The sequence below is a fragment of the Rhodococcus zopfii NBRC 100606 = JCM 9919 genome (assembly GCF_001895025.1).
GTDB classification, from domain to species: domain Bacteria; phylum Actinomycetota; class Actinomycetes; order Mycobacteriales; family Mycobacteriaceae; genus Rhodococcus; species Rhodococcus zopfii.
Genome location: NZ_BCXI01000001.1, coordinates 20,944 through 40,243, shown reverse-complemented (window position 1 = coordinate 40,243; position 19,300 = coordinate 20,944). Strand labels below are relative to the sequence as shown.

Here is a 19,300-nt window from a genome sequence, read left to right as displayed (position 1 = left end):
CCTCGGGCCCCTCCCCTCGCCCGATCGCCCGATCAGCCGCGCGCGGCGGTCTTGACGGCGTAGCCCATGTAGTTGGCCCCCGTATAGGGGACGCGACCGAAGTTGAGACGCCGGCTGACTTCGCCGTAGGTGAGGCGGCCCTGTCGAGCGCGGTGCATGTCGATCAGTCGCCGGGGGTCGGCGGTGCGCAGTCCGAGTCCGGTGAGTCCGGTGAGGCGCAGTCCGTGGCGGTCGAGCGCTGCGGTCAGTTCGGCCGGGGTGATGAACATGGACCAGTCGTGGACGGGGGTATCGAACATCCGAGTCCAGCGCCATTCCTGCATGATCTTGATGACGACGAGTCTGCCGAGCCACGTGCGGTTGATCGTGTCGAAGAAGTACAGGCCTCCGGGCGTGAGGGCGCGTGCGGTTTCGGCGAGGACGGCGTCGAGGTCGTCGACATGTTCGAGGACGTCACAGCAGTAGGCGAGGTCGAACGTGGAGTCGCCGACCGGGAGCCGTTCGCCCACTCCCCTGCGGTAGTCGATGCTCAGCCCGCTCGCGGCGGCGTGCCGGTGGGCGGTGTCGAGCGATACCGTCGAGGGATCGATCCCGACGACGTCGCATCCGGCACGCGCGAATCGCTCCGCGAGGAATCCGCCGCCGCTGCCGATGTCGAGGGCCCTCAGTCCGTCGAGGGTCGCGAAGCCACGCTCGCGGAGCACGTCGCGGAAGTAGCCGTACCGTGCCGGGGTGAGGCTGCCCTGCAGCAGGTTGAGCGGGTTGGACTCGTCCCACCAGCCCTCGCCGATGCGGTCGTAGACGTGGTTGTCGATCGCCACGAGCGTCACCGTCTTTCGGGTCGAGGACTCGACGCAGGATGACGGCCCCGTCCGGGACCGTCTTGTTCCAGGGTGCCGTATCGGGTGCGGGTTCGTCGGCGGACACGGGAACCGGATGGTCAATTTGGATAGTTACTCGTTTCCGTCGGAGGCGAAACCCGCCGCCCCCGGCGGGAGTCCCCGGAGACCGTTAGCGTCGTCGCATGCGAATTGCGGCCACCATCGTGGCGACCGTGCTCTCGATGGTGCTCGGCACCGTTGCGTGCACTGCGGCGCCGAGCACCACGCCTGTCTCGCGGGTCGCGGTTTCCGGGGACAGCCTGACACTCGACGGCGCTCCGTGGTGGCCGACCGGCCTCGATGCGTATCAGCTCGCGACCGACTGGAGCGTCAATCGCGGATGCGGGGCCGAGGTCGACCTCGACGCCTACTTCGCTTCGCGGCCGGCGGGATCGGTGACCCGATTCAATGCCTTCCAGCAGCTCGCGGTGAACAAGTTCACCGGTCGGCTCGACTTCGGACCGCTCGATGCCGTCTTCGCCGCCGCCGAGCGGCACGCCCGGCTCGTGATCCCGGTACTGGTGGGACAGGACGGGGCGTGCGAGGACGAGACGTACAAGGACCGCGACTGGTACCGCACCGGATGGACTGCGCAGACCACCGGGCCGCTGAGCTACCGCGACTGGGTGGCCACGGCGGTATCCAGGTGGGGTGACTCGCAGGCGATCGCCGCCTGGGAACCGATCGGCGAACCCGAGGCCGGGGTGTGCCACGACGCGACGTGCGGCCCGCAGCTGCGCACGTGCCCGGCCGACGCGCCGCAGGTGCTGCGTGACTGGCACGACGAGGTGGGTGCGCTTATCCGCCACCACGACTCCGCCCACCCGATCACGGCCGGGTTGCTCGGCGGCGATCAGTGTGGGACGGCCGGGTCGGGATACGCGCTCATCGCCGACTCGCCCTATGTCGACTTCGTCCAGTACCACGACTACGACGACAGCCGTTTCCTGCCGCTGCGCCTGTCTCAGACACCCAAACCGCTCGTCGTCACCGAGCTGGGCATCCACGCCGGGAGTTGTCTGCCGCTGCACGAGCGAGCCGAGCGCATCGGCGCCCGCCTCGACTCCTACGCCGAGCTCGGCGCCGCCGGGGCCCTGCTGTGGGCGTTCGTGCCCGACCCGCGCCCGGACCTGTGCACGTACGACATCGGCCCCGACGATCCGGTGCTGGCGATCCCGCAGATGAACTGATGCCCGCCCCGCGGACCGGTCACTCCACGACCCGCCACACCCTCCAGGTCGGCTGGTTCGGCCCGCTGTTGGGCACCTCCACGTCCAGCGTGGCGAGCTGCGCGCCGTTCTCGTACAGCGTCGGAAACCGCCGATTCACCGCGTCCGACGTTCCGCGCCCGGTCGCCGGCACGGACAGGATGTACCGCACCCCGTAGGCCGCCGGGTCGTTGAGGATGCGGGTGAAGTCCTCGTCCGACGGAAGCACGAACTGGCGCGGGTTGTCGCTCGCGGCGAACACCGCGAACCCGTAAACCGTGTCCATCAGCACCGATCCCGGGGGCAGGGACTTCGCGTCGAGGTAGTCCGCGAGGGCGCGTTCGGTGGCGAAGGTGCCCAGGGTCCGCTCCCTTTCGCTGCGCAGTGCTGCCGGCTGGTCCTGTCCGAGCACGGAGATCGCGGCCAGCGCATGCTGCTCCTGCGACAGGGTCGGCGAGAACATGGCCGTCAACGCGATGGGCAGTCCGAGCACCAGCCCGGCCGCGCCGACGCCCTGCAGGAGACCGGCCGGATTCGGCGGGTCGGCGGGGCGAGGTCGCATGTGGGCGCCGGGTCTGCGGGCCGGCGGCTGCCCCGATCTCGGCGCGAGGAACACCGCTGCGGCGGCGAGCAACGGCACCGCACACAGGTAGAACCGCAGGAACGGGAAGGTCAGGCCGCGGAAGTAGGCCAGCGCCGCGAAACCGAGCACCGCGAGCAGGATCATCGCCGCGAGCGGTTCGGGGTCGCGGCGGCGCCAGGCGAGCACCGCCACCACCGGCAGCAGCAACGCGAGTGCCGGAGCCACGGCCACGATCTCGGCGGCGGAGAACGCCAGCGCCGCCGCTCCCCCGTCCGAGCCGCCACCGGACTGCTCGAGGATGGCCGCGTTGCCGTACTGGGAGGAGAACTGTTGCAGCGCCTCCCCGGTGATGAGCCAGCTCGTCGCCGTCCACACCGCGAACGCCAGCGCCGACGGCAGCGCGACGATGATCCCGTCGAGCAGCGCCGCGCGCGAGTCGCGGCGGCGGTACCACACCACGGCGCCGACGAGGGCGGTGGCGGCAGCGGCGGCGGCGAGTGCGTCGTACCGGGCCAGGTAGGCCAGGGCCAGGGCGAGTCCGGCGAACACGAGGTCGTGGACGTCGTCTGTGGTGAACCATCGGATCAGGCGCCGCAGGGCCCAGCACAGCAGCATCAGGAACGGTGCCTCACTCATGCCGTTGGCGCCGTAGTACAGGATCATCGGGTGCAGGGCGAACGTCGCGGTCACGGTCCACCGCAGCCAGGCCGGGCAGCCGCGGTCGGTGGCGATCCCGTGGATCTGCACGACGGCGCCCGCCATGAACGGCGCCGACATCAGTACTCCGGACAGCCCCCAGCGGGTGATCGGCGGCCACCAGTCGGACAGGGCGACGACCGGGAGCTGCACCAGGGCGGTGAGCGGGGTGAAGACGAATCCGATCGCGGCCAGGTGTGGGTCCCTGCTGAACAGCACGGCCCGGGTCGAGGAGGCGCGGCTGAGCGCGTCGCCCTGGAGGTAGTGGACGTCGACGGCGAGCCAGATCCCGATGGCGAGGTAGACGGCCGTCGCGGCCCAGAACAGGCGTGCGCCGGTGCTCCTCACGACGACAACCCGTGGAATGTCTTCTCCCAGTAGGAGGGGTCCTTGATCAGCTGATAGGTGCCCTTGATCGCCGCGACGGACATCAGCAGCCAGTACAGCGGCACCGTCAGGCACGACAGCCACAGTCGGGCGTTGCCGGTCTCCCGGCAGGCGACGATGTTCATGTAGAGCACTGCGGAGTTGCCGAACACGAGCGAGATCAGGGCCGGGAAGAACACGTACCAGGGGAAGATCCGCTGGACGAGGTCGGGTTGGCCCAGCAGCCAGCTCACGGTGATCAGCCAGAACACCATGTTCAGGCACGCGACGATCGGGGTGCCGGCGAGCAGGACCGTGAAGCGCAGCATGCCGACGGTGCCGATGCTGCGCCACAACGCGAGCGGGTCGCGCATGTGGACCAGCCAGGTCTGGAGGTAGCCCTTGTACCAGCGGGAGCGTTGCCGGATCCAGTTGATCGGATCGGGGTTGGCCTCCTCGAGGGTCGTCGAGTTCAGGACGGCGGTGCGCATTCCGGACGCGGCGATGCGCACACCGAGGTCGGCGTCCTCGGTCACGTTGAAGGGATCCCAGGCGCCGATCTCGTCCAACACGGACCTGCGGATGTGATTGGACGTGCCGCCCAGCGGGATCGGGGAACGCGACCGCATGAGCCCGGGGAGGATGAACGAGAACCACAGGGCGTAGTCGGCGGTGAACCACGCCGTGAGCATGTTCTGCGCGCCGTTGTGGAACGCGAGCTTCGCCTGGACACAGGCGACATCGTCGTCGAGCCGGGCGAAGGCGACCGCGACGCGGCGCAGCTGCAGCGGGTCGGGGCGGTCCTCGGCGTCGAAGATCGTGACGATCTCGCCGGTGGCGAAGTGCAGCCCGTAGTTGCATGCCTTCGGTTTGGTGCGCGGGTCGGCGGCGGGCACTTTCAGGATCTCGATGCTCTCCCCCATGCCGGCGGCCTCCGCGGCGTCGATGGTGACCGTGTCGTCCTCTTCGAGCAGCAGCAGCACCTGCAGCTTGTCCGCCGGGTACACGAGCGAGCCCATCGCGGCGATCAGGTCCCCGACCACCTCGGGCTCGTTGTAGGCGGGTACGAGCACCGTGTAGTTCGGCAGCTCGGCGTCCGGGACTGCGAGCGCCTCGGCGTCGTCGACGGTCATGATCGCGTCGCGGGCCAGGCCCCGCGACAGGAGCAACAGCCGGTCGGCGAGGGTGGCGATGTATCCGAGGGTGCACAGCGCGGTCCCGGCGATCAGGGTCGGGACGGGCCACGCGACGAGTGCGGCGAGCCCGGCGGCGAGCACCGTCGCCGCGGTCCACTTCTGCCACCGCACGAACGGCACGGCCGCCGAGGCGGACGGGTTGTTCTCTCGTAAGCCGTTGACGGCGTCGTGCAGTGCCGCGGCCCGGAATTCGGCGGTCACCATTGCGCGGCGACGATCTCTCGACCCAGCGTGGTCAGCAGGTTCACGTCCTTGTCCTCGGATTCGGTGTCGGCGAGGGCGGCGCCTCCGCGGAGGAACACGGTCAGCAGGCGCCCCAGGTTCGATGCCATGTTCGGCGACGCCTCGGGGAAGACGGCGTCGTGCTCGTGGTTGTCGACGGTCAGGAGGGTGACCCGCTGGGCCGCGTCCGCGCCCCGCGTCCAGCTGAACGAGAGCAGGCTCCAGGTCAGGAGCATCTCGTCGTCCGCGACGGTGAAGTACCGGGCCTCGACACCGTGACCGAGGTCGACGACCTGTTCGGCACCGACGCGCGCCCGGCTGAGGTCGAAGCCGGTCTCGACGGGGTACACCTCGAAGAGGGCCGGGTTGCCGACCGTGAGGGTCTGCACCGCGACCGACCGTGGCCGGGACAGCTCGTCCCATTCGGGGTCGGGTTCGGTGGCACGCAGCATCTGCCGGTGCAGGGTCGCGGAGCGTCCGTAGAACCGGCGCTGCCAGTCGTAGTCGACGACGCCGGTCTCGTGCCAGCCCGCGGGCACCACGAGGCCGGGGTCGGTGGTCGCGGCGGGGCCGGACGCCGTCGCGGGTCCGCCGGGCTCGGGCAACGGCAGGACCGCGACGACGACCGCGAGCGGGATCACCAATGCCAGGGCTCCGGTGGCCTCCCGCGGTGTGATCGGGGAGTGTCGCGGTCGCCGCGGCACGTCCCTGGTGATCGCCAGGAAGACGGCACCGACGATCACGGCCGCAGTGATCGGCGGCACGGTTTGGATCAGGATGACGCGGTCCGCCGGCCAGCACGCGAGCTGCACCGCGAGGACGCCCCATCCGACCGCGACGGTGGCCGCGGCCGCGGCGATTCCCCGCCGCCGGGTGCGGCCGGTGCCGATGCCGATGCCGACCGCCGCGAGCACCGTGACGGTCGCGCCGACGGCGAATCGGGATCCGCCCACCCCGGCGACGACCAGGTGCAGTGCCAGGGGTGAGGTGAACAGGAGCATCAGCCACACCGGCCAGAAGCGGCCGGTGCCGCGCAGTCCGAACAGGACGATGCAGCCGCCGAGCAGGAACAGCCACATGGCCAGCACGTCCAGGTGCATGATGACGTACTGCTCGGAGTAGCGGGGTGTGAGCAGAGCGCGCACGGCGAGTGCGACGACCAGCACAATACCTCCGACGATGCGGTCGGTCTGGCGGTCGTGGATCGGCAGTTCACCGTGTCGCCGGCGGGTCAGTCCCCACGCCGCGAACGCCGCGAACACCGGGATGACGAGCACGAAGCCGCTGCCCACGCCGGCCTGGGCCTCGTCGACGATCCGCAGGACGGTGCGGTGGAACGCCAGGGCGGTCGCACCGATCAGGACGACCCAGCGGGCCGGGACGCCGAACGCGTCCTCGGGGGCGCGGAGCGTCGGCGCCGCGGTCATGATCGCGGTCGGTGCTGTCCGCGGCGGACGAGCGCGACGATTCCTGCGACGAGCAGGCCGACGACCACGAGCGCACCTCCGATCGTCAGCAGCCGCGCGACGGCACCCGAGTCGTCGGACTCGGTGGCCGCGCCGGTCGCGACGGTCGCGGATGCGAGCGTCACGGGCTCCTGTCCGGGGGCGGTGAAGACGATGTTGCCCGACAGGCCGGCCCACCGGCCGGGTTCGGCCCGCAGCCATGCCAGGGTGCGGTCCAGCTCGGGCGCGGACGTGGTGGAGGAGGCGACGAGCACGGTGCGACCGCGGTCGTCGAACACCTGCAGGGAGGCGAAGCCGATGTCGGCCGGGAACGTGACGGTGCCGGTTCCGCCGTCGGTGCCGGTGAGGGTCAGGGTGCGTCCTCCGGTGAGGGTCAGCGGCAGGGGCAGGCCGGTCGGCGGCGCGTCGGGGCTGACGATGATCGCGGGTTTGTCGCCGGTGACCGCGTCGTCGAGGCTCACCCATTCCGGGACCAGCGGCGCGGTGCTCAGCGCCTGCAGGTCGGCGAGGATCCCGACGGCGCGGGCGGTGTCGCCTAGGCTCGCGGTCGCGGTCGCGACCTGCATGTCCGGCAGGAAGGCCTGTGGAAGTGCCGCGAAGTCCGCGCCGGCGCCGGCGGGCGCGGACAGCACCCGGCTGGTGGAGTCGAGCCGCACGGTCACCGGCTGTTCACGGCCGCACTCGTTGGTGCCGCCGGAGGTCTGCAGCGACACCGTGACGGGTGTGACGCGGGACAGCAGGTCGTCGGGGACGGCAATGGTGCGGTCGATGCGGCCGCTCGCGTCGGCGGGCCACGAATCGACGACCCGGCCTCCGACCGAGACGGTGAGGATGCCGGTCCGGACGGAGGTCGCGGGGGTGTAGACGCCGCTGAGGTCGAGCTTGACGTCGTGCACGCGGCGGCCGATGCGGCTCTGATCGATGCCGAAATCGACGGCGGCGACCCCGACGGCGCTCGCGGAGGGTGTGCCGATCCCCAGGTCGCTGAACGTGAGGTCGGTGGACGCCAACCGGGATACCGGGGCGTCACCGCCGAGCGTCACCGAGTCCTGCACGGCGAGGGTGGACAGGGTGCTGCGCAGTGCCCGCACCTGTTCGGCCAGGCCCGCGGCGGGTCCGGTGACCTCGAGCGTCGGGGTCGCCTGTCCGGGCAGCACACGGAGCCGAGCCGGTGCGTCGTCCTCGTCGACGACGATCCGGCGGGTGAACGCTCCGCCGTCGACGCCGGGCGCGGGCGGTGACGGCAGGACGACGAAGTCCGGCGCCCGTCCGGTGTAGCGGGAGCCGATGGTGGTGGTGAGCGAGGCCGCCGCGGCGGATTCGGCCGCCGTGGGCTGCTCGGGCAGGTACAGCTCGACCCGTTCGAGGATCGGCGGCACGAATTCAGCGACCGTCCTGGGGTCCAGGACGGTCCCGCTGTAGCCGATCCGGGTGTCGAGCAGCGCGAGGGCACGCCCAGTCCACCCTGCGGGGCAGGTCTCCCCGACCGGGTCGAGCACGGTGTGCAAGGTGACGGTCGCGGCACCGCCCCGGACGGGTACGCGATCGAGCGGCACCGACAGCGGGGCTGCGAGGGTGCCGGTGTCTATGGGGATGCGCTGCAGGATCACCCCGTCGGACAGCACGTCGATCCAGCCGCTGTCGAGATTGCCGGGTGGCTGGATGGTGGCCTGCAGCGTGTCCGGGCTCAACCCGGCCGGTACGGGCAGGGTCAGGGTGACGGCGTCGTCGGGGCCCCGGAAGCCGATGTCGCGGCCGAACCCGAGGGTCTCGGTGGACACCGTGATCGGCCCGGCCGGCAGGTCGTCGGCGTGGGCCACGGACGGCGGCAGTGCCAGCAGCAGGAGGGCCAACGGGGGGACACCACGAATCACGCGCACCCGCAAAGGGTGTCGGACCCTCATTCGATTCGCAAATACAACGAATTGTGCAGTCCGGTGCACATCCGCGTGCTGTTCGGGTGCGGATCCGATCTTGTTCCGAATCAAGCCCTTTCAGGCAAGCCGATCCGTGGAACGTGAGTTCCCCCACATCGCCCACCACTGCCGTGATCGAGATCGAGCCTGATCAGGGCGCATCACGCGACTCGGGTGGCGTTACATGCCCATGCCCATCGGAATCCCGCTCATGACGACGAGCAGAGCCGGTTGGACCCACCTGCGCCATTGTCTCCACCGAGCGGTCGTCGACTCCGAGAATGGATTCACCGCACCGCTTCCCGAGTTGGCCGGATTGCTTTCTCGACCGTCATCACCGTTCCCGTGCCTGCCTGCCTGCCTGCCACCGGCGGGCACCCGATCCGCGCGGCCGGCGATCAGGGCGGATCTAGAACGAGGATCCCGGACCGGTCGAGGCTGCCCAGGTACACCCCGCCGTCGTGTTCGGCCACGCCGGTGACCATGTGGAAGTCGACGTCGTCGGCCTGCAGGTCGTGCAGGATGCGCCCGTCCTCCCCCACACACAACACCCAGGTGGTGCGACCGGGCATGGTCAGCAGTCGGGTGGGCAACCGCCAGAGCAGCTTTCGCAGCCACGGCGGGGTGGTTCCGAGCCGGTCCAGCAACCGGTTCCGGGGTGTGACCATCGCAATCCAGAGCCTGCCGCCGTGCGCCCGGGAGACGTTGTCCGGCATGCCCGGGAGGTTGTCGAGCAGAACCTCGGGCGCGTCCGGGGCCTCGACGGGGACGCGGGTGAGGCGATATCCGTCGGTCTCGACGAACAGCACGGCGGTTTCGTCCTCGGTGAGGGTGACGCCGTTCGGGAAGTGCAGTCCGTCGAGCACGACGTGCACGGTGCCGTCGGGGTCGCGGCGTAGCAGGCGGCCACTGCCGCGGTGTTCGAGAACGGCCCCGATGTATCGGTCGAGATCGTGCCGGGTGCTGGACTGGGTGAACCAGATGGTGCCGTCGCGGGCGATGGTGGCGTTGGAGCAGAAGCGCAGGGGTGTGCCGTCGACGGAGTCCACGACCGTGGCGAGAGCGCCGGTGCCGGGGTCCAGGCGGAGCAGACCCCGGTAGGCGTCGCAGACGAGGACCGCGTGATCGGGACACACTTCGAGACCGAGCGGTCGACCACCGGTGGTCGCGAGAGTTTCCTCGGCGCCGGTCACCGGGTCGATGCGCAGGATTCGCCCGTCGTCGACACCGCACAGGAGTCGGCCGTTCGCGTCGACGACCACATCCTCCGGGGCGTGGCCGCTCAGCGGCACGAGCCTGTGGGGAGGGAACGGGTCGGGTCCGGTGCGTCGCGCCGCGCGCGGTGGGGGCGGCGGCAGGCGGCGAACGACGGGATCGAGCGGCGGTTTCGGATGGGCCACGCCACGATTGTGCCGCGCCCGCGGTCGGGCCCCACCGATTCGAGCGGGACACGCCGGTGGTTCGGCGATACGGACCATTCGGGGCGAGGGCGCGACGGTGGCGAATCGGGCCCGCCGCCTATCGTCAATACACTCTTGACGGTGCGCGACCGTCAATCTACCGTTGACGCATGACGACACCACGCTTGGACGACCTCATCGACGGCATCCGCACCGGATACCCGGACCAGCCCCTGGACCAGCTCACCGCGGCGGTGCTCGCCGCTGAACACATGAGCGAGATCGCCGACCATCTGATCGGCCACTTCGTGGATCAGGCCCGCCGGAGCGGCGCGTCCTGGACCGAGATCGGCGGCTGCATGGGCGTGACGAAGCAGGCCGCCCAGCAGCGCTTCACCCCCAAGAACGACGCGAACATGTTCGCCCGGTTCACCCCCCGCGCCCGCACCGCCGTGGTGCGGTCCCAGGAGGTGGCCCGCGCCGCACACCTGTCCCTGATCAGTCCCGTACACCTGCTGCTGGGGCTACTGACGGAACCGGAGAGCCTCGCGATGCGTGCGTTCGCCGGGCAGGGCGCCACCGCGGAGGCGATCCGGGCCGCCGCCGAGTCAGCGCAGCCCGCCGCCGGCACCGACGACGAATCCCCCACCCTGATCCCCTACGACGGGGCGGCCAAGAAGGTCCTCGAACTCACCGTGCGCGAGGCGCTGCGCCTGGGCCACAACTATGTCGGCACCGAACACCTGCTGCTCGCGCTGCTCGCCCCCGGCAGCTCGACCTCCGAACTGCTCGGTGGCCTCGGCGTCACCACCGAGGCCACCGAGTCGTACGTGATCGCCGCACTCGCGGAAATCGAGAAGTAGCCGCCTGCACTACCCGGAAGTGCCTGCGATGTTCACCATCCACGGGACACCGAACCGGTCCGTGCACATCCCGAAAATGTCGCCCCACGGCGCCTTCTCCAGCGGCATCGCGACCGTTCCGCCGTCGGCCAGCTGGTCCCAGTAGCCGCGCAGTTCGGCCTCGTCGTCGCCGCTGAGCGAGATCGAGAAGTTGTTCCCCGGGGTCAGATCCATCGCGTTCGGGGTGTCGGCGCCCATCAGCACGAGACCGTGGGGGGCGGTCAGCGCCGAGTGCATGACCTTGTCCTGTTCCTCCGGCAGATCGCTGGCGTGGAACTCGCCGAACGTGCTGACGGTCAGTTCACCACCGAACACGGAACGGTAGAACTCCATCGCCTGCCTGGCATTGTCGCGAAAGCTGAGATACGGATTGAGCTGGGCACCCATGAAACGACCTCCCTGATCGACGTTCGTCGGTTCGTTCGCCACCCGATTCTTCTCGCTGTCGTCGACGCGGGGGCGGTAATGACGTCACCGGGTGACGACCCCCGGGGCGGTGCGCGCTGCAACCAGGTGACGGCGGCGCGGCAGCACGGTCGGGTGCGCCACGCTCCAGGCGGCGCCCGCGCAGACGAACTCCTTGAGCCGTGCCGCGGTCCGGCCCGTGACCGCGGTCGAGGTGGCCCGGTCGTCGGGGGTCACGCGCTGGATGATTCCGTCGGCTCGCCCGGGGCTGATGCACTGGATCGTGTAGCCGATGGTGGTCTCGGGAACCTTCCGGCCCGTCAGGCGGGCGGCCAGGGCGTCTGCCGCCACCCAGGCCATCGGGATACCCGACGCACAGGACATGCGCAGCGGCCTTCCGCCGGCGCCTGCGGCGACCGCCGCGTCACCGATGGCGTACACGTCCGGATGCGACACCGATCGCATGGTGCCGTCCACCACGATCCGGCCGGTGTCGGACACCGTCAGCGTGGTGGCGGCGGCGATCGGATGCACGGCGAAACCTGCGGTCCAGACGGTCACGTCGGCCGGGATCGTGCCGTCCCCGCCGGACACCCCTGTATCGGCGAGTGCACCGGCGACCGCTCCGCGAGAGTCGACGCGCGTGACGAGAGTGTGGTCGCGGACGCTGACGCCGAGCCGGTCGAGGGTGGCGCGCAGGTGTCGCTGGGCCTTGTCGCCGAGCCAGCCGCCGACGCGGCCGCGGGCGGCGATCGCGACGGCGAGGTCGCGGCGGGACTCGGCGATCTCGGTGGCCGTCTCGATGCCGGTCAGGCCACCGCCGACGACGAGGACCCTCCCGCCGGGGGGCAGTGCGGCCAGTCGCGCCCGCAGCCGCAGCGCCGCGTCCTTCCCGGCGACGTTGTACGAATGTTCGGCGGCACCGGGAACACCGTGATCGGCGACGGTGCTGCCGAGTGCGTAGACGAGGCTGTCGTATCCGAGGGTCTCCGCCCCCTGGGGTCGCGCGAGGTCGACGGTGTGCCGGTCCACGTCGACCGCGGTGACCCGCGCGGCCGACACGCGGACACCCCGGTGCCCGAATATATCGCCGAGCACGCGGCGCGGCAGGTCCTGCCCGCTCGCGAGTTGGTGCATGCGCACCCGTTCGACGAAATCGGGATCAGCGTTGACCAGCGTGATCTCGACGTCGTCGCGGTGGAGCCGCCTGGCGAGTCGGCCGGCGGCGTTGGCTCCGGCGTATCCGGCTCCCAGGACGACGATGCGGTGCTTCACGGCTCGCTCCTTTCGTTGGGTTCACCTCCTGAACCGAGCAGCCGCGCCGTTCCTGACAGCATCGAATTGTGATCCGCATCACCACCGTGCGACGAGGGGCTCACGCGGTGCCGTCGCAGCCCAGCTCCGCGTGATCCGCTCGAGCTTGTCGGGGTTGACCTGGAGGTGCAGTCCCGCGACCCGGCGGTCGCGCAGATCGAGGCAGACCACGCCGACCACCCGGCCGTCGAGCTCGACGAGCACCGCGGGGCCGCCGTTGACGACAGCGGCGTACAGCGCGGGGCTGCCGCCGATGACGGCTCGCTTGCTGTCGGTCGGGCAGAACAGTCCACGCAGGTACCGGGCGACGGCGACCGCTCCCGTGACCGGGCCCCGGCGGGCCGGCATCCGCCCGCCGCCGTCGGCGATGCTGACGACGTCGGCGGTGAGCATCGCGACCAGGGGTTCGGTGTCGCCGCTCAGCGCCGTGGCCACGAAGTGTTCGGTGATGGTCGCTGCGGTGACCGAATCGATGTCGGCGCGGACCCGATCGTCGGCGAGATGCTGCCGGGCCCGCCGGTGGATCTGCTGACAGTTCGATTCGGTGAGCCCGAGGATGCCGGCGATCTCGCGGTGCGGGTAGCCGAAGGCCTCGCGCAACACGTACACGACCCGTTCGTTCGGGGAGAGACGTTCGAGGAGCGTGAGCAGCGCCATGGACACCGTGTCCTTCTGCTCGGCGGTGTCGGCGGGGCCGAGCATCCGGTCGCCGGCGAGCAGCGGCTCCGGAAGCCACTGGCCCACATAGGTTTCCCGCCGGGCTCGCGCCGAGGTGAGCTGATTGAGACACAGGTTGGTCAGGACCTTGGTCAGCCAGGCCTCCGGGTTCTCGATGCGGTCGCGCGCGGCGGCGTGCCAGCGCAGATAGGTGTCCTGCACCGCGTCTTCGGCGTCACCGGCCGACCCCAGCAGGCGGTAGGCGATCGCCTCCAGCCGATTGCGGGAACGCTCGAACAGTTCGGCGTCGCGGCCACCGGACGACGCCGCCGCTCGATCGACCGTGCCGCAGTCGATGTCCCCCGGTCGAGCGTTTCGTTTCATTTCATTACATGAAACGCATTCAAGGGTCAGGACTCGAGCCGTTTGGTCAGTCCGGTCAGGGTGCTGTCGACCAATCCCTTGATCACGCGGCTACGCAGGAAGCCCGGCAGCGGCAGGTTGTGGTGGATGGTCAGCCGGTAGGTCACCGACGTCGCGTCCGGTCCCACCGATTCGAGCTGATAGTCGCCTTCCTGCCCCGTCTGCATGCGTCCTTCGAGCATCGTCCAGCTCATCCCGTCGTCACGGTGCCGATAGGTCAGGACGTAACTGTCGGTCCCGACGGTGGCGGACGCCTTGAACCGGGCGGTGTGGGGCAGCCCGGTCGTCTCCTCCACTTCGAGCACCTCGGCGGCGAGGATCTCGGGTATCCACTCGGTCTGACTCTCGAGATCGCGGATCGTGGCGAGTACGGTGCCCAGCGGGGCCTTTATCCGGACGGTCTTGGTGGCGCTGTCAGTGGGCATCTCGTCCCTCCCCGTAGTAGCCGAGCCGGAGCAGGTCGGTGAGCTCGCTGATCAGCGGCATCCGCGGGTTGGTGCGGTTGCTGAGATCCTGGAACGCGGTCATCGCCAGCTGGGGCAGCGCGCCGAGGAAATCCTCCTCGGGGACGCCGATCTCGGCGAGGGTGCGCGGCATCCCCACCCGGCGCAGCAGATCTTCGACGCCCTGGAAGAGCCTGCGGCGACTCTCCTCGGGTTTTCGACCACCGAACACGATCCGCCCGAGCTGGGCATACTTGTCCGGCGCGACATAAGCCGAATAGCCAGGTGCCGGCATGAACTTGGTGGGCAGGCTCGCGTTGTACCGGAGGGTGTGGGGCAAGAACACCCCGTTCACCCGGCCGTGGGCGATGCCGAACCGGGCGCCGACGGCGTGCGCGAGCGCATGGTTCGTCCCGACGAACGCGTTCGAGAACGCCAGACCGGCGAGTGTGGCGGCGTTGGACATGTCGGTGCGGGCCTGCAGGTCGTGCGGATCGTCGTACACCCTCGGCAACGCCTCGAAGATCAGGCGCGCGGCCTGGACACAGAACGCGTCGGTGTAGGGCGAGGCGAAGATCGAGGCGGCCGCCTCCAGCGCGTGGGTCAGCGCGTCGACGCCGGTGTCGACCGTCAGAGTGGGCGGCATGGATATCGTGAGCAGCGGGTCCACCACCGCCATGTCCGGCACCAGCGAGTAGTCGACCAGGGTCTCCTTGCGCCCGGCGACCGTGAGGACGGCCGCAGGTGACACCTCCGAACCGGTCCCGGCGGTCGTGGGGATCGCCACCAGCCGCAGCTGGTGGGGATCCTGCGGGTAGTCGGCCATCCGCTTGCGGGGGTCGAGGAACGGCAGGGCCAGCTCCTCGAGTTCCTTCTCGGGGTGTTCGTAGAAGAGCCTGATCGCCTTGGCTGCGTCGATCACCGAGCCACCGCCGATGGCGACGAGCAGATCCGGCGGAAACTCCTCGAGCAGCGCGACGCCACGGCGAATGGTCGCCTCGTCCGGCTCCGGCTCGACCTCGCTGAACACCTTGACATGTTCCGCGCGCAGGTGGCGGCGCAGTTCGTCGACGACCCCACGCTGTTCGCTGAGCGCATCGGTGATCACCACGACGCTGGTGCAGGCGACGTCGCGCAGGTTTTCCAACGCGCCGGCATTGAAGAAGGTGTTGGACGGCACGCGGAACCACTGCGGCGGCGTACGCCGGTGCGAAACGGTCTTGATGTTGAGCAACTGCATGTAGTTGACGTTCTCGGTGGTGCTGGATCCCCCCCACGTGCCGCAACCGAGGGAGAAGGTCGGGGTCAGGTTGTTGTAGATCCCGCCGAGCGCCCCGACCGCGGTGGGCGCGTTGACGAGGATCCGGCCGGTGCGCACGGCCAGCCCGTACGCGTCGATGACGGCCGGGTCCTGCGCGTAGATCGCGGACGTGTGACCGAGACCGCCGTGCTCGGTGACCAGGACGGCGACATCGATGCCGTGCTGGACGTCGCGGGCCCGAACGAGACCCAGCACGGGCATCAGCTTCTCCTGCACCAGCGGGTGCGCGGCGAGTCGATCCAGATCCGAGGGCAGGGGAGCCAGGAGAACCTTGACCGACTTGTCCACGGTGAAGCCGGCGCGTGCCGCGAGCTCGGGGGCCTGCTGGCCGAGGGCTTCGAGGTTCACCTTGTCGCGGCAACCGAACGCGAAGTCGGCGAGCGCGTCGGCTTCCTCCTCGGTGAGCAGGTGCGCGCCCATCCTCTCGAATTCGGCGACGGTGGCGTCGTAGATCTCGTCGTCGATGATGCAGGTCTGTTCGGCGGGGCAGATCACCGATGCGTCGAAGGTCTTCGAGATCAGGATGTCGACGACGGCGCCCTTGATGTCGGCCGTCCGGTGCAGGTAGATGGGGGCATTGCCGGGACCAACGCCGAGGGCGGGCTTGCCTGCGGCGTTGGCGAGGGAAACGATCTTCTGCCCGCCGGTGACCCAGATGAAATCGACCCGCGGATGTTTGAACAGGTAATGGGTCACTTCGTGTGCGGCGTCCGGGATGACCTGCAGGGCGCCGGGCGGCATGCCGGCCGCCTCGGCGGCCCCGCGCAGGATCTCAACGGTTCTTTCACACGAGCGCACCGAGAACGGAGACGGCCGGAAGATGATCGCGTTGCGGGTCTTCGCGGCCACGATCGCCTTGTAGAGCACCGTGGAGGTGGGGTTGGTGACCGGGGTGATGGCCAGGACGACGCCGATCGGCTCGGCGACGCGGACGATGCTGCGCTCGAGATCCTCCTCGATCACCCCCACGGACTTCTTGTCCTTGAGGTAGTCGTAAAGGAACTCGGTGGCGACGTAGTTCTTGACGACCTTGTCCTCGAACACGCCGAAGCCGGTCTCCTCGATGGCCACCGCGGCAAGTTCCGCGGCCGCCCGGATCCCGGCACGCACCATCGCTTCGACGATCGTGTCGACCTGCTGCTGGTCGAGTGCGCGGAAGGCCTCCGCGGCGGTGGCGGCGGCATCGACCACCGCGTCGATCTCGCCGGGATCGATCTCGCCGGGGTGGACAGGATCTCCCTGGGCTGCGGGGGCGGTCTCCGCCGTGGCGGCGTCACCGGCACGGTTCACAGCCTGGGACACGGTGCCGATCCGGGTGTCGGACATGATCGCTCCTCGCGCTGGAGATAGCAGTCCATCCTCGGTGTGAACGAGGCTTTCCGCGACAGTACTCCCGCGCACCGGCGTTCACAGCGGTCTTCGGATCCCGGGGCTACCGTGGGCGCGCGCCTCGGAAACTGGAACCCGCCGGTGCGGAAGGTCACCGCTGGAGCACGACGAGACCATCGTCGCGTCGTAGTCGCGTCGTACCGGCCGGAGTCGAGCAACTTCGGGTGGCGCTGACAGGTCGGACGCAGGACTGTCCGGGGTCACCGATCGGGTACGGACGCGAAAGAGGCCCTATCCGATGATCGGATAGGGCCTCTTCCTGCGTCGGGCTGACAGGATTTGAACCTGCGACCACTTGACCCCCAGTCAAGTGCGCTACCAAGCTGCGCCACAGCCCGTCCGCGCTCTCGTCGAGCGCTCGTTGAGATTACAACAGTGACGGACCGAAGCACCAATCGCCTGGTCAGGGGCCCGTTCGGGCCGCGAGCTCTATTTCCGCACGCGCTTCTCCCGCACCCGCACCGAGATCCGGACCGGGCTGCCGTCGAAGCCGAACTCCTCCCGCAAACGGCGTTCGAGGAATCGCCGATAACCGGCCTCGAGGAACCCTGTGGTGAACAGCACGAAGGTCGGGGGCCGGGTGGACGCCTGGGTGGCGAACAGTACCCGCGGCAGCCGGCCGCCGCGCATCGGCGGCGGGGTCGCGGCGACGACCTCCTTGAGCCACGTGTTGAGCTGGCCGGTGGAGATGCGCTTGTCCCACGACTCGAGCGCCGTCTCCATCGCCGGCACCAGCTTCTGCACGGCACGTCCGGTCTTCGCGGAGATGTTCACCCGCGCAGCCCAGGGCACCCGAAGCAGATCCCGTTCGATCTCGCGGCCCAGTTCGTAGCGGCGATCCTCGTCGACGAGGTCCCACTTGTTGAACGCGATCACCATGGCGCGACCGGACTCGACAACCATCGTGATGACCCGCTGGTCCTGTTCGGTGATCGGCTGCGACGCGTCGATCAGCAGCACCGCCACCTCCGCGGCATCGATCGCGCCGCGCGTGCGCAGCGACGCGTAGAACTCGGCGCCGGACGCGCTGTTGACACGCTTGCGCAAACCGGCGGTGTCGACGAACCGCCACGGCTTGCCGCCGAGTTCGACAATCGAGTCCACCGGATCGACGGTGGTGCCGGCGACGTCGTGCACGACGGAGCGTTCGTCCCCGGAGAGCTTGTTGATCAGGCTGGACTTGCCGACGTTCGGCTTGCCGACCAGCGCCACGCGGCGAGGCCCACCGCCGCCGGTGCCCTCCCGCGGGGTTTCCGGCAGCGCCTCGAGCAGCACGTCGAGCAGATCACCGGTGCCGCGGCCGTGCGTGGCCGAGACCGTGTGCGGCTCGCCCAGGCCCATGGACCACAGCGCGGCAGCCTCGGCCTCGACCCGGTCGTCGTCGACCTTGTTGGCGACGAGGATGACCGGGGTCTTGGAGCGGCGCAGCACCTTCGCGACGGCCTCGTCGACCGAGGTCGCGCCGACGGTGGCGTCCACGACGACAAGGATCGCGTCGGCGGTGCGCATCGCGACCTCCGCCTGCCGGGCCACGGACTGCTGCAGGCCCTTGGCGTCGGGTTCCCAGCCGCCGGTGTCCTGCACCATGAAGCGCCGCCCGTTCCAGTTCGCCTCGTAGGACACCCGGTCGCGGGTCACGCCCGGCACATCCTCCACGACCGCTTCGCGGCGGCCGATGATGCGGTTGACCAGGGTGGATTTGCCCACGTTGGGGCGGCCGACGACCGCGACGGTCGGGACCGGCACGAACTCCTCGAGGTCGCCGCCCTCCCCCAGGTCGATGTCCCAATCCGATTCCTCGGACCAGGTGCCGTCGCCGGCGAATTCGATGGTGGTGTCGTCGCTCACAGCGCCGCTCCCGTCTGCTCGGCGACCACCGCGACCAGCGCGGCGATCACCTCGTCGATGTTCATGTCGCTGGTGTCCACCTGCACGGCGTCGTCGGCCGCGCGCAGCGGGGACACCACCCGGGTGGAGTCGAGATGGTCGCGGCGCTGCACCGCGGCGAGCACCGCGTCGTAGTCGTCGCCGCGCCCCTCGGCGATGTTCTGGCTGTTGCGTCGGTGTGCGCGGGCCTCGGCCGAGGCGGTCAGGTAGATCTTGGCGTCCGCGTCCGGGAACACGACGGTGCCGATGTCGCGGCCTTCGACGACGATGCGGCCGGCATCGCGGCCGAGTCGCTGCTGCGCGGCCACGAGCATGGCCCGCACCTGCGGGACCGCGGACACGGCGGACACCGCGGCGGTGACCTCGGCGCCGCGGATCTCGTCGCGCACGTCCTGCCCGTCGAGGCGGATGTCCTCGATCTCCGGGTCGGTACCGATCGACCACGGCAGGTCGGCGGTGGCGGCGGCGATCGCGTCCGGGTCGGTCAGGTCGGTGCCGCGGCGCAGCGCGTGCAGCGTCGCGACCCGGTACATGGCCCCGGTGTCGAGGTAGGCGGCGCCCAGGTGCCGGGCGAGACGCTTGGAGACGGTGGACTTGCCGGTGCCGGACGGCCCGTCCATCGCGA

The 19,300-nt window shown here is 69.9% G+C and carries 15 protein-coding genes and 1 tRNA gene; 2 read left to right on the top strand and 14 right to left on the bottom strand.

Annotated features, from left to right (window positions below):
* Positions 1–32: 32 nt before the first annotated feature.
* The gene (ubiG, locus tag RZ1_RS00170) at positions 33–821 is read right to left on the bottom strand and encodes a bifunctional 2-polyprenyl-6-hydroxyphenol methylase/3-demethylubiquinol 3-O-methyltransferase UbiG (protein WP_072808698.1); all 789 of its coding nucleotides are present in this window, start codon (positions 819–821) and stop codon (positions 33–35) included.
* 203 nt (positions 822–1,024) lie between these two features.
* Between ubiG and RZ1_RS00165 the strand changes: the two genes are divergently transcribed.
* Entirely contained in the window at positions 1,025–2,071 is a 1,047-nt protein-coding gene (locus RZ1_RS00165; RefSeq protein WP_072808048.1) for a beta-mannosidase, read from the top strand.
* 19 nt (positions 2,072–2,090) lie between these two features.
* Here RZ1_RS00165 and RZ1_RS00160 read toward each other — a convergent pair whose 3' ends face one another.
* From RZ1_RS00160 to RZ1_RS00140, 5 genes are all read right to left on the bottom strand, one after another.
* The gene (locus tag RZ1_RS00160; RefSeq protein ID WP_244899305.1) at positions 2,091–3,716 is read right to left on the bottom strand and encodes an ABC transporter; all 1,626 of its coding nucleotides are present in this window, start codon (positions 3,714–3,716) and stop codon (positions 2,091–2,093) included.
* Positions 3,713–5,134 (bottom strand): glycosyltransferase, encoded by a 1,422-nt coding sequence (locus RZ1_RS00155; protein ID WP_072808045.1) that lies wholly within the window; start codon positions 5,132–5,134, stop codon positions 3,713–3,715. Before RZ1_RS00155 ends, RZ1_RS00160 begins: the two co-directional genes overlap by 4 nt.
* Positions 5,128–6,579: an archaeosortase/exosortase family protein gene (locus RZ1_RS00150; RefSeq protein ID WP_072808042.1), complete on the bottom strand. Its 1,452-nt coding sequence runs from the start codon at positions 6,577–6,579 to the stop codon at positions 5,128–5,130. The genes RZ1_RS00155 and RZ1_RS00150 overlap by 7 nt, the downstream gene beginning before the upstream one ends.
* Positions 6,576–8,498 (bottom strand): hypothetical protein, encoded by a 1,923-nt coding sequence (locus RZ1_RS00145; RefSeq protein WP_083583444.1) that lies wholly within the window; start codon positions 8,496–8,498, stop codon positions 6,576–6,578. The genes RZ1_RS00150 and RZ1_RS00145 overlap by 4 nt, the downstream gene beginning before the upstream one ends.
* Positions 8,499–8,932: 434 nt before the next feature.
* On the bottom strand, positions 8,933–9,934 hold the full coding sequence (locus RZ1_RS00140; RefSeq protein ID WP_072808036.1) for an SMP-30/gluconolactonase/LRE family protein: 1,002 nt from the start codon (positions 9,932–9,934) through the stop codon (positions 8,933–8,935).
* 170 nt (positions 9,935–10,104) lie between these two features.
* Here RZ1_RS00140 and RZ1_RS00135 point away from each other — a divergent pair, with 170 nt between their 5' ends.
* Positions 10,105–10,797 carry a Clp protease N-terminal domain-containing protein gene (locus tag RZ1_RS00135; RefSeq protein ID WP_072808033.1) on the top strand — a complete coding sequence of 231 codons (693 nt, stop codon included), beginning with the start codon at positions 10,105–10,107 and terminating at the stop codon, positions 10,795–10,797.
* Between the two features lie 9 nt (positions 10,798–10,806).
* Here RZ1_RS00135 and RZ1_RS00130 read toward each other — a convergent pair whose 3' ends face one another.
* The 8 genes from RZ1_RS00130 to cmk form a co-directional block, all read right to left on the bottom strand.
* Positions 10,807–11,223, bottom strand: coding sequence for a VOC family protein (locus RZ1_RS00130; protein ID WP_072808694.1), 417 nt, complete (start codon positions 11,221–11,223; stop codon positions 10,807–10,809).
* A gap of 84 nt (positions 11,224–11,307) precedes the next feature.
* Complete coding sequence (locus RZ1_RS00125) at positions 11,308–12,516, bottom strand: NAD(P)/FAD-dependent oxidoreductase (protein ID WP_072808030.1); 1,209 nt, start codon at positions 12,514–12,516, stop codon at positions 11,308–11,310.
* 78 nt (positions 12,517–12,594) lie between these two features.
* Entirely contained in the window at positions 12,595–13,596 is a 1,002-nt protein-coding gene (gene sigJ / locus RZ1_RS00120) for an RNA polymerase sigma factor SigJ (protein ID WP_083583442.1), read from the bottom strand.
* A gap of 26 nt (positions 13,597–13,622) precedes the next feature.
* Positions 13,623–14,060 carry an SRPBCC family protein gene (locus tag RZ1_RS00115; RefSeq protein ID WP_072808027.1) on the bottom strand — a complete coding sequence of 146 codons (438 nt, stop codon included), beginning with the start codon at positions 14,058–14,060 and terminating at the stop codon, positions 13,623–13,625.
* Positions 14,050–16,725 carry a bifunctional acetaldehyde-CoA/alcohol dehydrogenase gene (gene adhE / locus RZ1_RS00110; protein WP_072808025.1) on the bottom strand — a complete coding sequence of 892 codons (2,676 nt, stop codon included), beginning with the start codon at positions 16,723–16,725 and terminating at the stop codon, positions 14,050–14,052. The genes RZ1_RS00115 and adhE overlap by 11 nt, the downstream gene beginning before the upstream one ends.
* Before the next feature lie 327 nt (positions 16,726–17,052).
* Positions 17,053–17,126: transfer RNA gene (locus RZ1_RS00105), tRNA-Pro, on the bottom strand.
* 91 nt (positions 17,127–17,217) lie between these two features.
* Entirely contained in the window at positions 17,218–18,636 is a 1,419-nt protein-coding gene (gene der, locus RZ1_RS00100) for a ribosome biogenesis GTPase Der (protein ID WP_072808023.1), read from the bottom strand.
* Positions 18,633–19,295 carry a (d)CMP kinase gene (gene cmk, locus RZ1_RS00095; RefSeq protein WP_072808688.1) on the bottom strand — a complete coding sequence of 221 codons (663 nt, stop codon included), beginning with the start codon at positions 19,293–19,295 and terminating at the stop codon, positions 18,633–18,635. Before cmk ends, der begins: the two co-directional genes overlap by 4 nt.
* Positions 19,296–19,300 lie beyond the last annotated feature (5 nt).

What these genes read in the sequence shown, in the direction of transcription:
- RZ1_RS00115 (WP_072808027.1), bottom strand. Translation starts at nt 14,060, where the DNA reads ATGCCCACTGACAGCGCCACCAAGACCGTCCGGATAAAGGCCCCGCTG.
- RZ1_RS00130 (WP_072808694.1), bottom strand. Translation starts at nt 11,223, where the DNA reads ATGGGTGCCCAGCTCAATCCGTATCTCAGCTTTCGCGACAATGCCAGG.
- sigJ (WP_083583442.1), bottom strand. Translation starts at nt 13,596, where the DNA reads ATGAAACGAAACGCTCGACCGGGGGACATCGACTGCGGCACGGTCGAT.
- RZ1_RS00155 (WP_072808045.1), bottom strand. Translation starts at nt 5,134, where the DNA reads ATGGTGACCGCCGAATTCCGGGCCGCGGCACTGCACGACGCCGTCAAC.
- RZ1_RS00165 (WP_072808048.1), top strand. Translation starts at nt 1,025, where the DNA reads ATGCGAATTGCGGCCACCATCGTGGCGACCGTGCTCTCGATGGTGCTC.
- adhE (WP_072808025.1), bottom strand. Translation starts at nt 16,725, where the DNA reads ATGTCCGACACCCGGATCGGCACCGTGTCCCAGGCTGTGAACCGTGCC.
- cmk (WP_072808688.1), bottom strand. Translation starts at nt 19,295, where the DNA reads ATGGACGGGCCGTCCGGCACCGGCAAGTCCACCGTCTCCAAGCGTCTC.
- RZ1_RS00150 (WP_072808042.1), bottom strand. Translation starts at nt 6,579, where the DNA reads ATGACCGCGGCGCCGACGCTCCGCGCCCCCGAGGACGCGTTCGGCGTC.
- RZ1_RS00135 (WP_072808033.1), top strand. Translation starts at nt 10,105, where the DNA reads ATGACGACACCACGCTTGGACGACCTCATCGACGGCATCCGCACCGGA.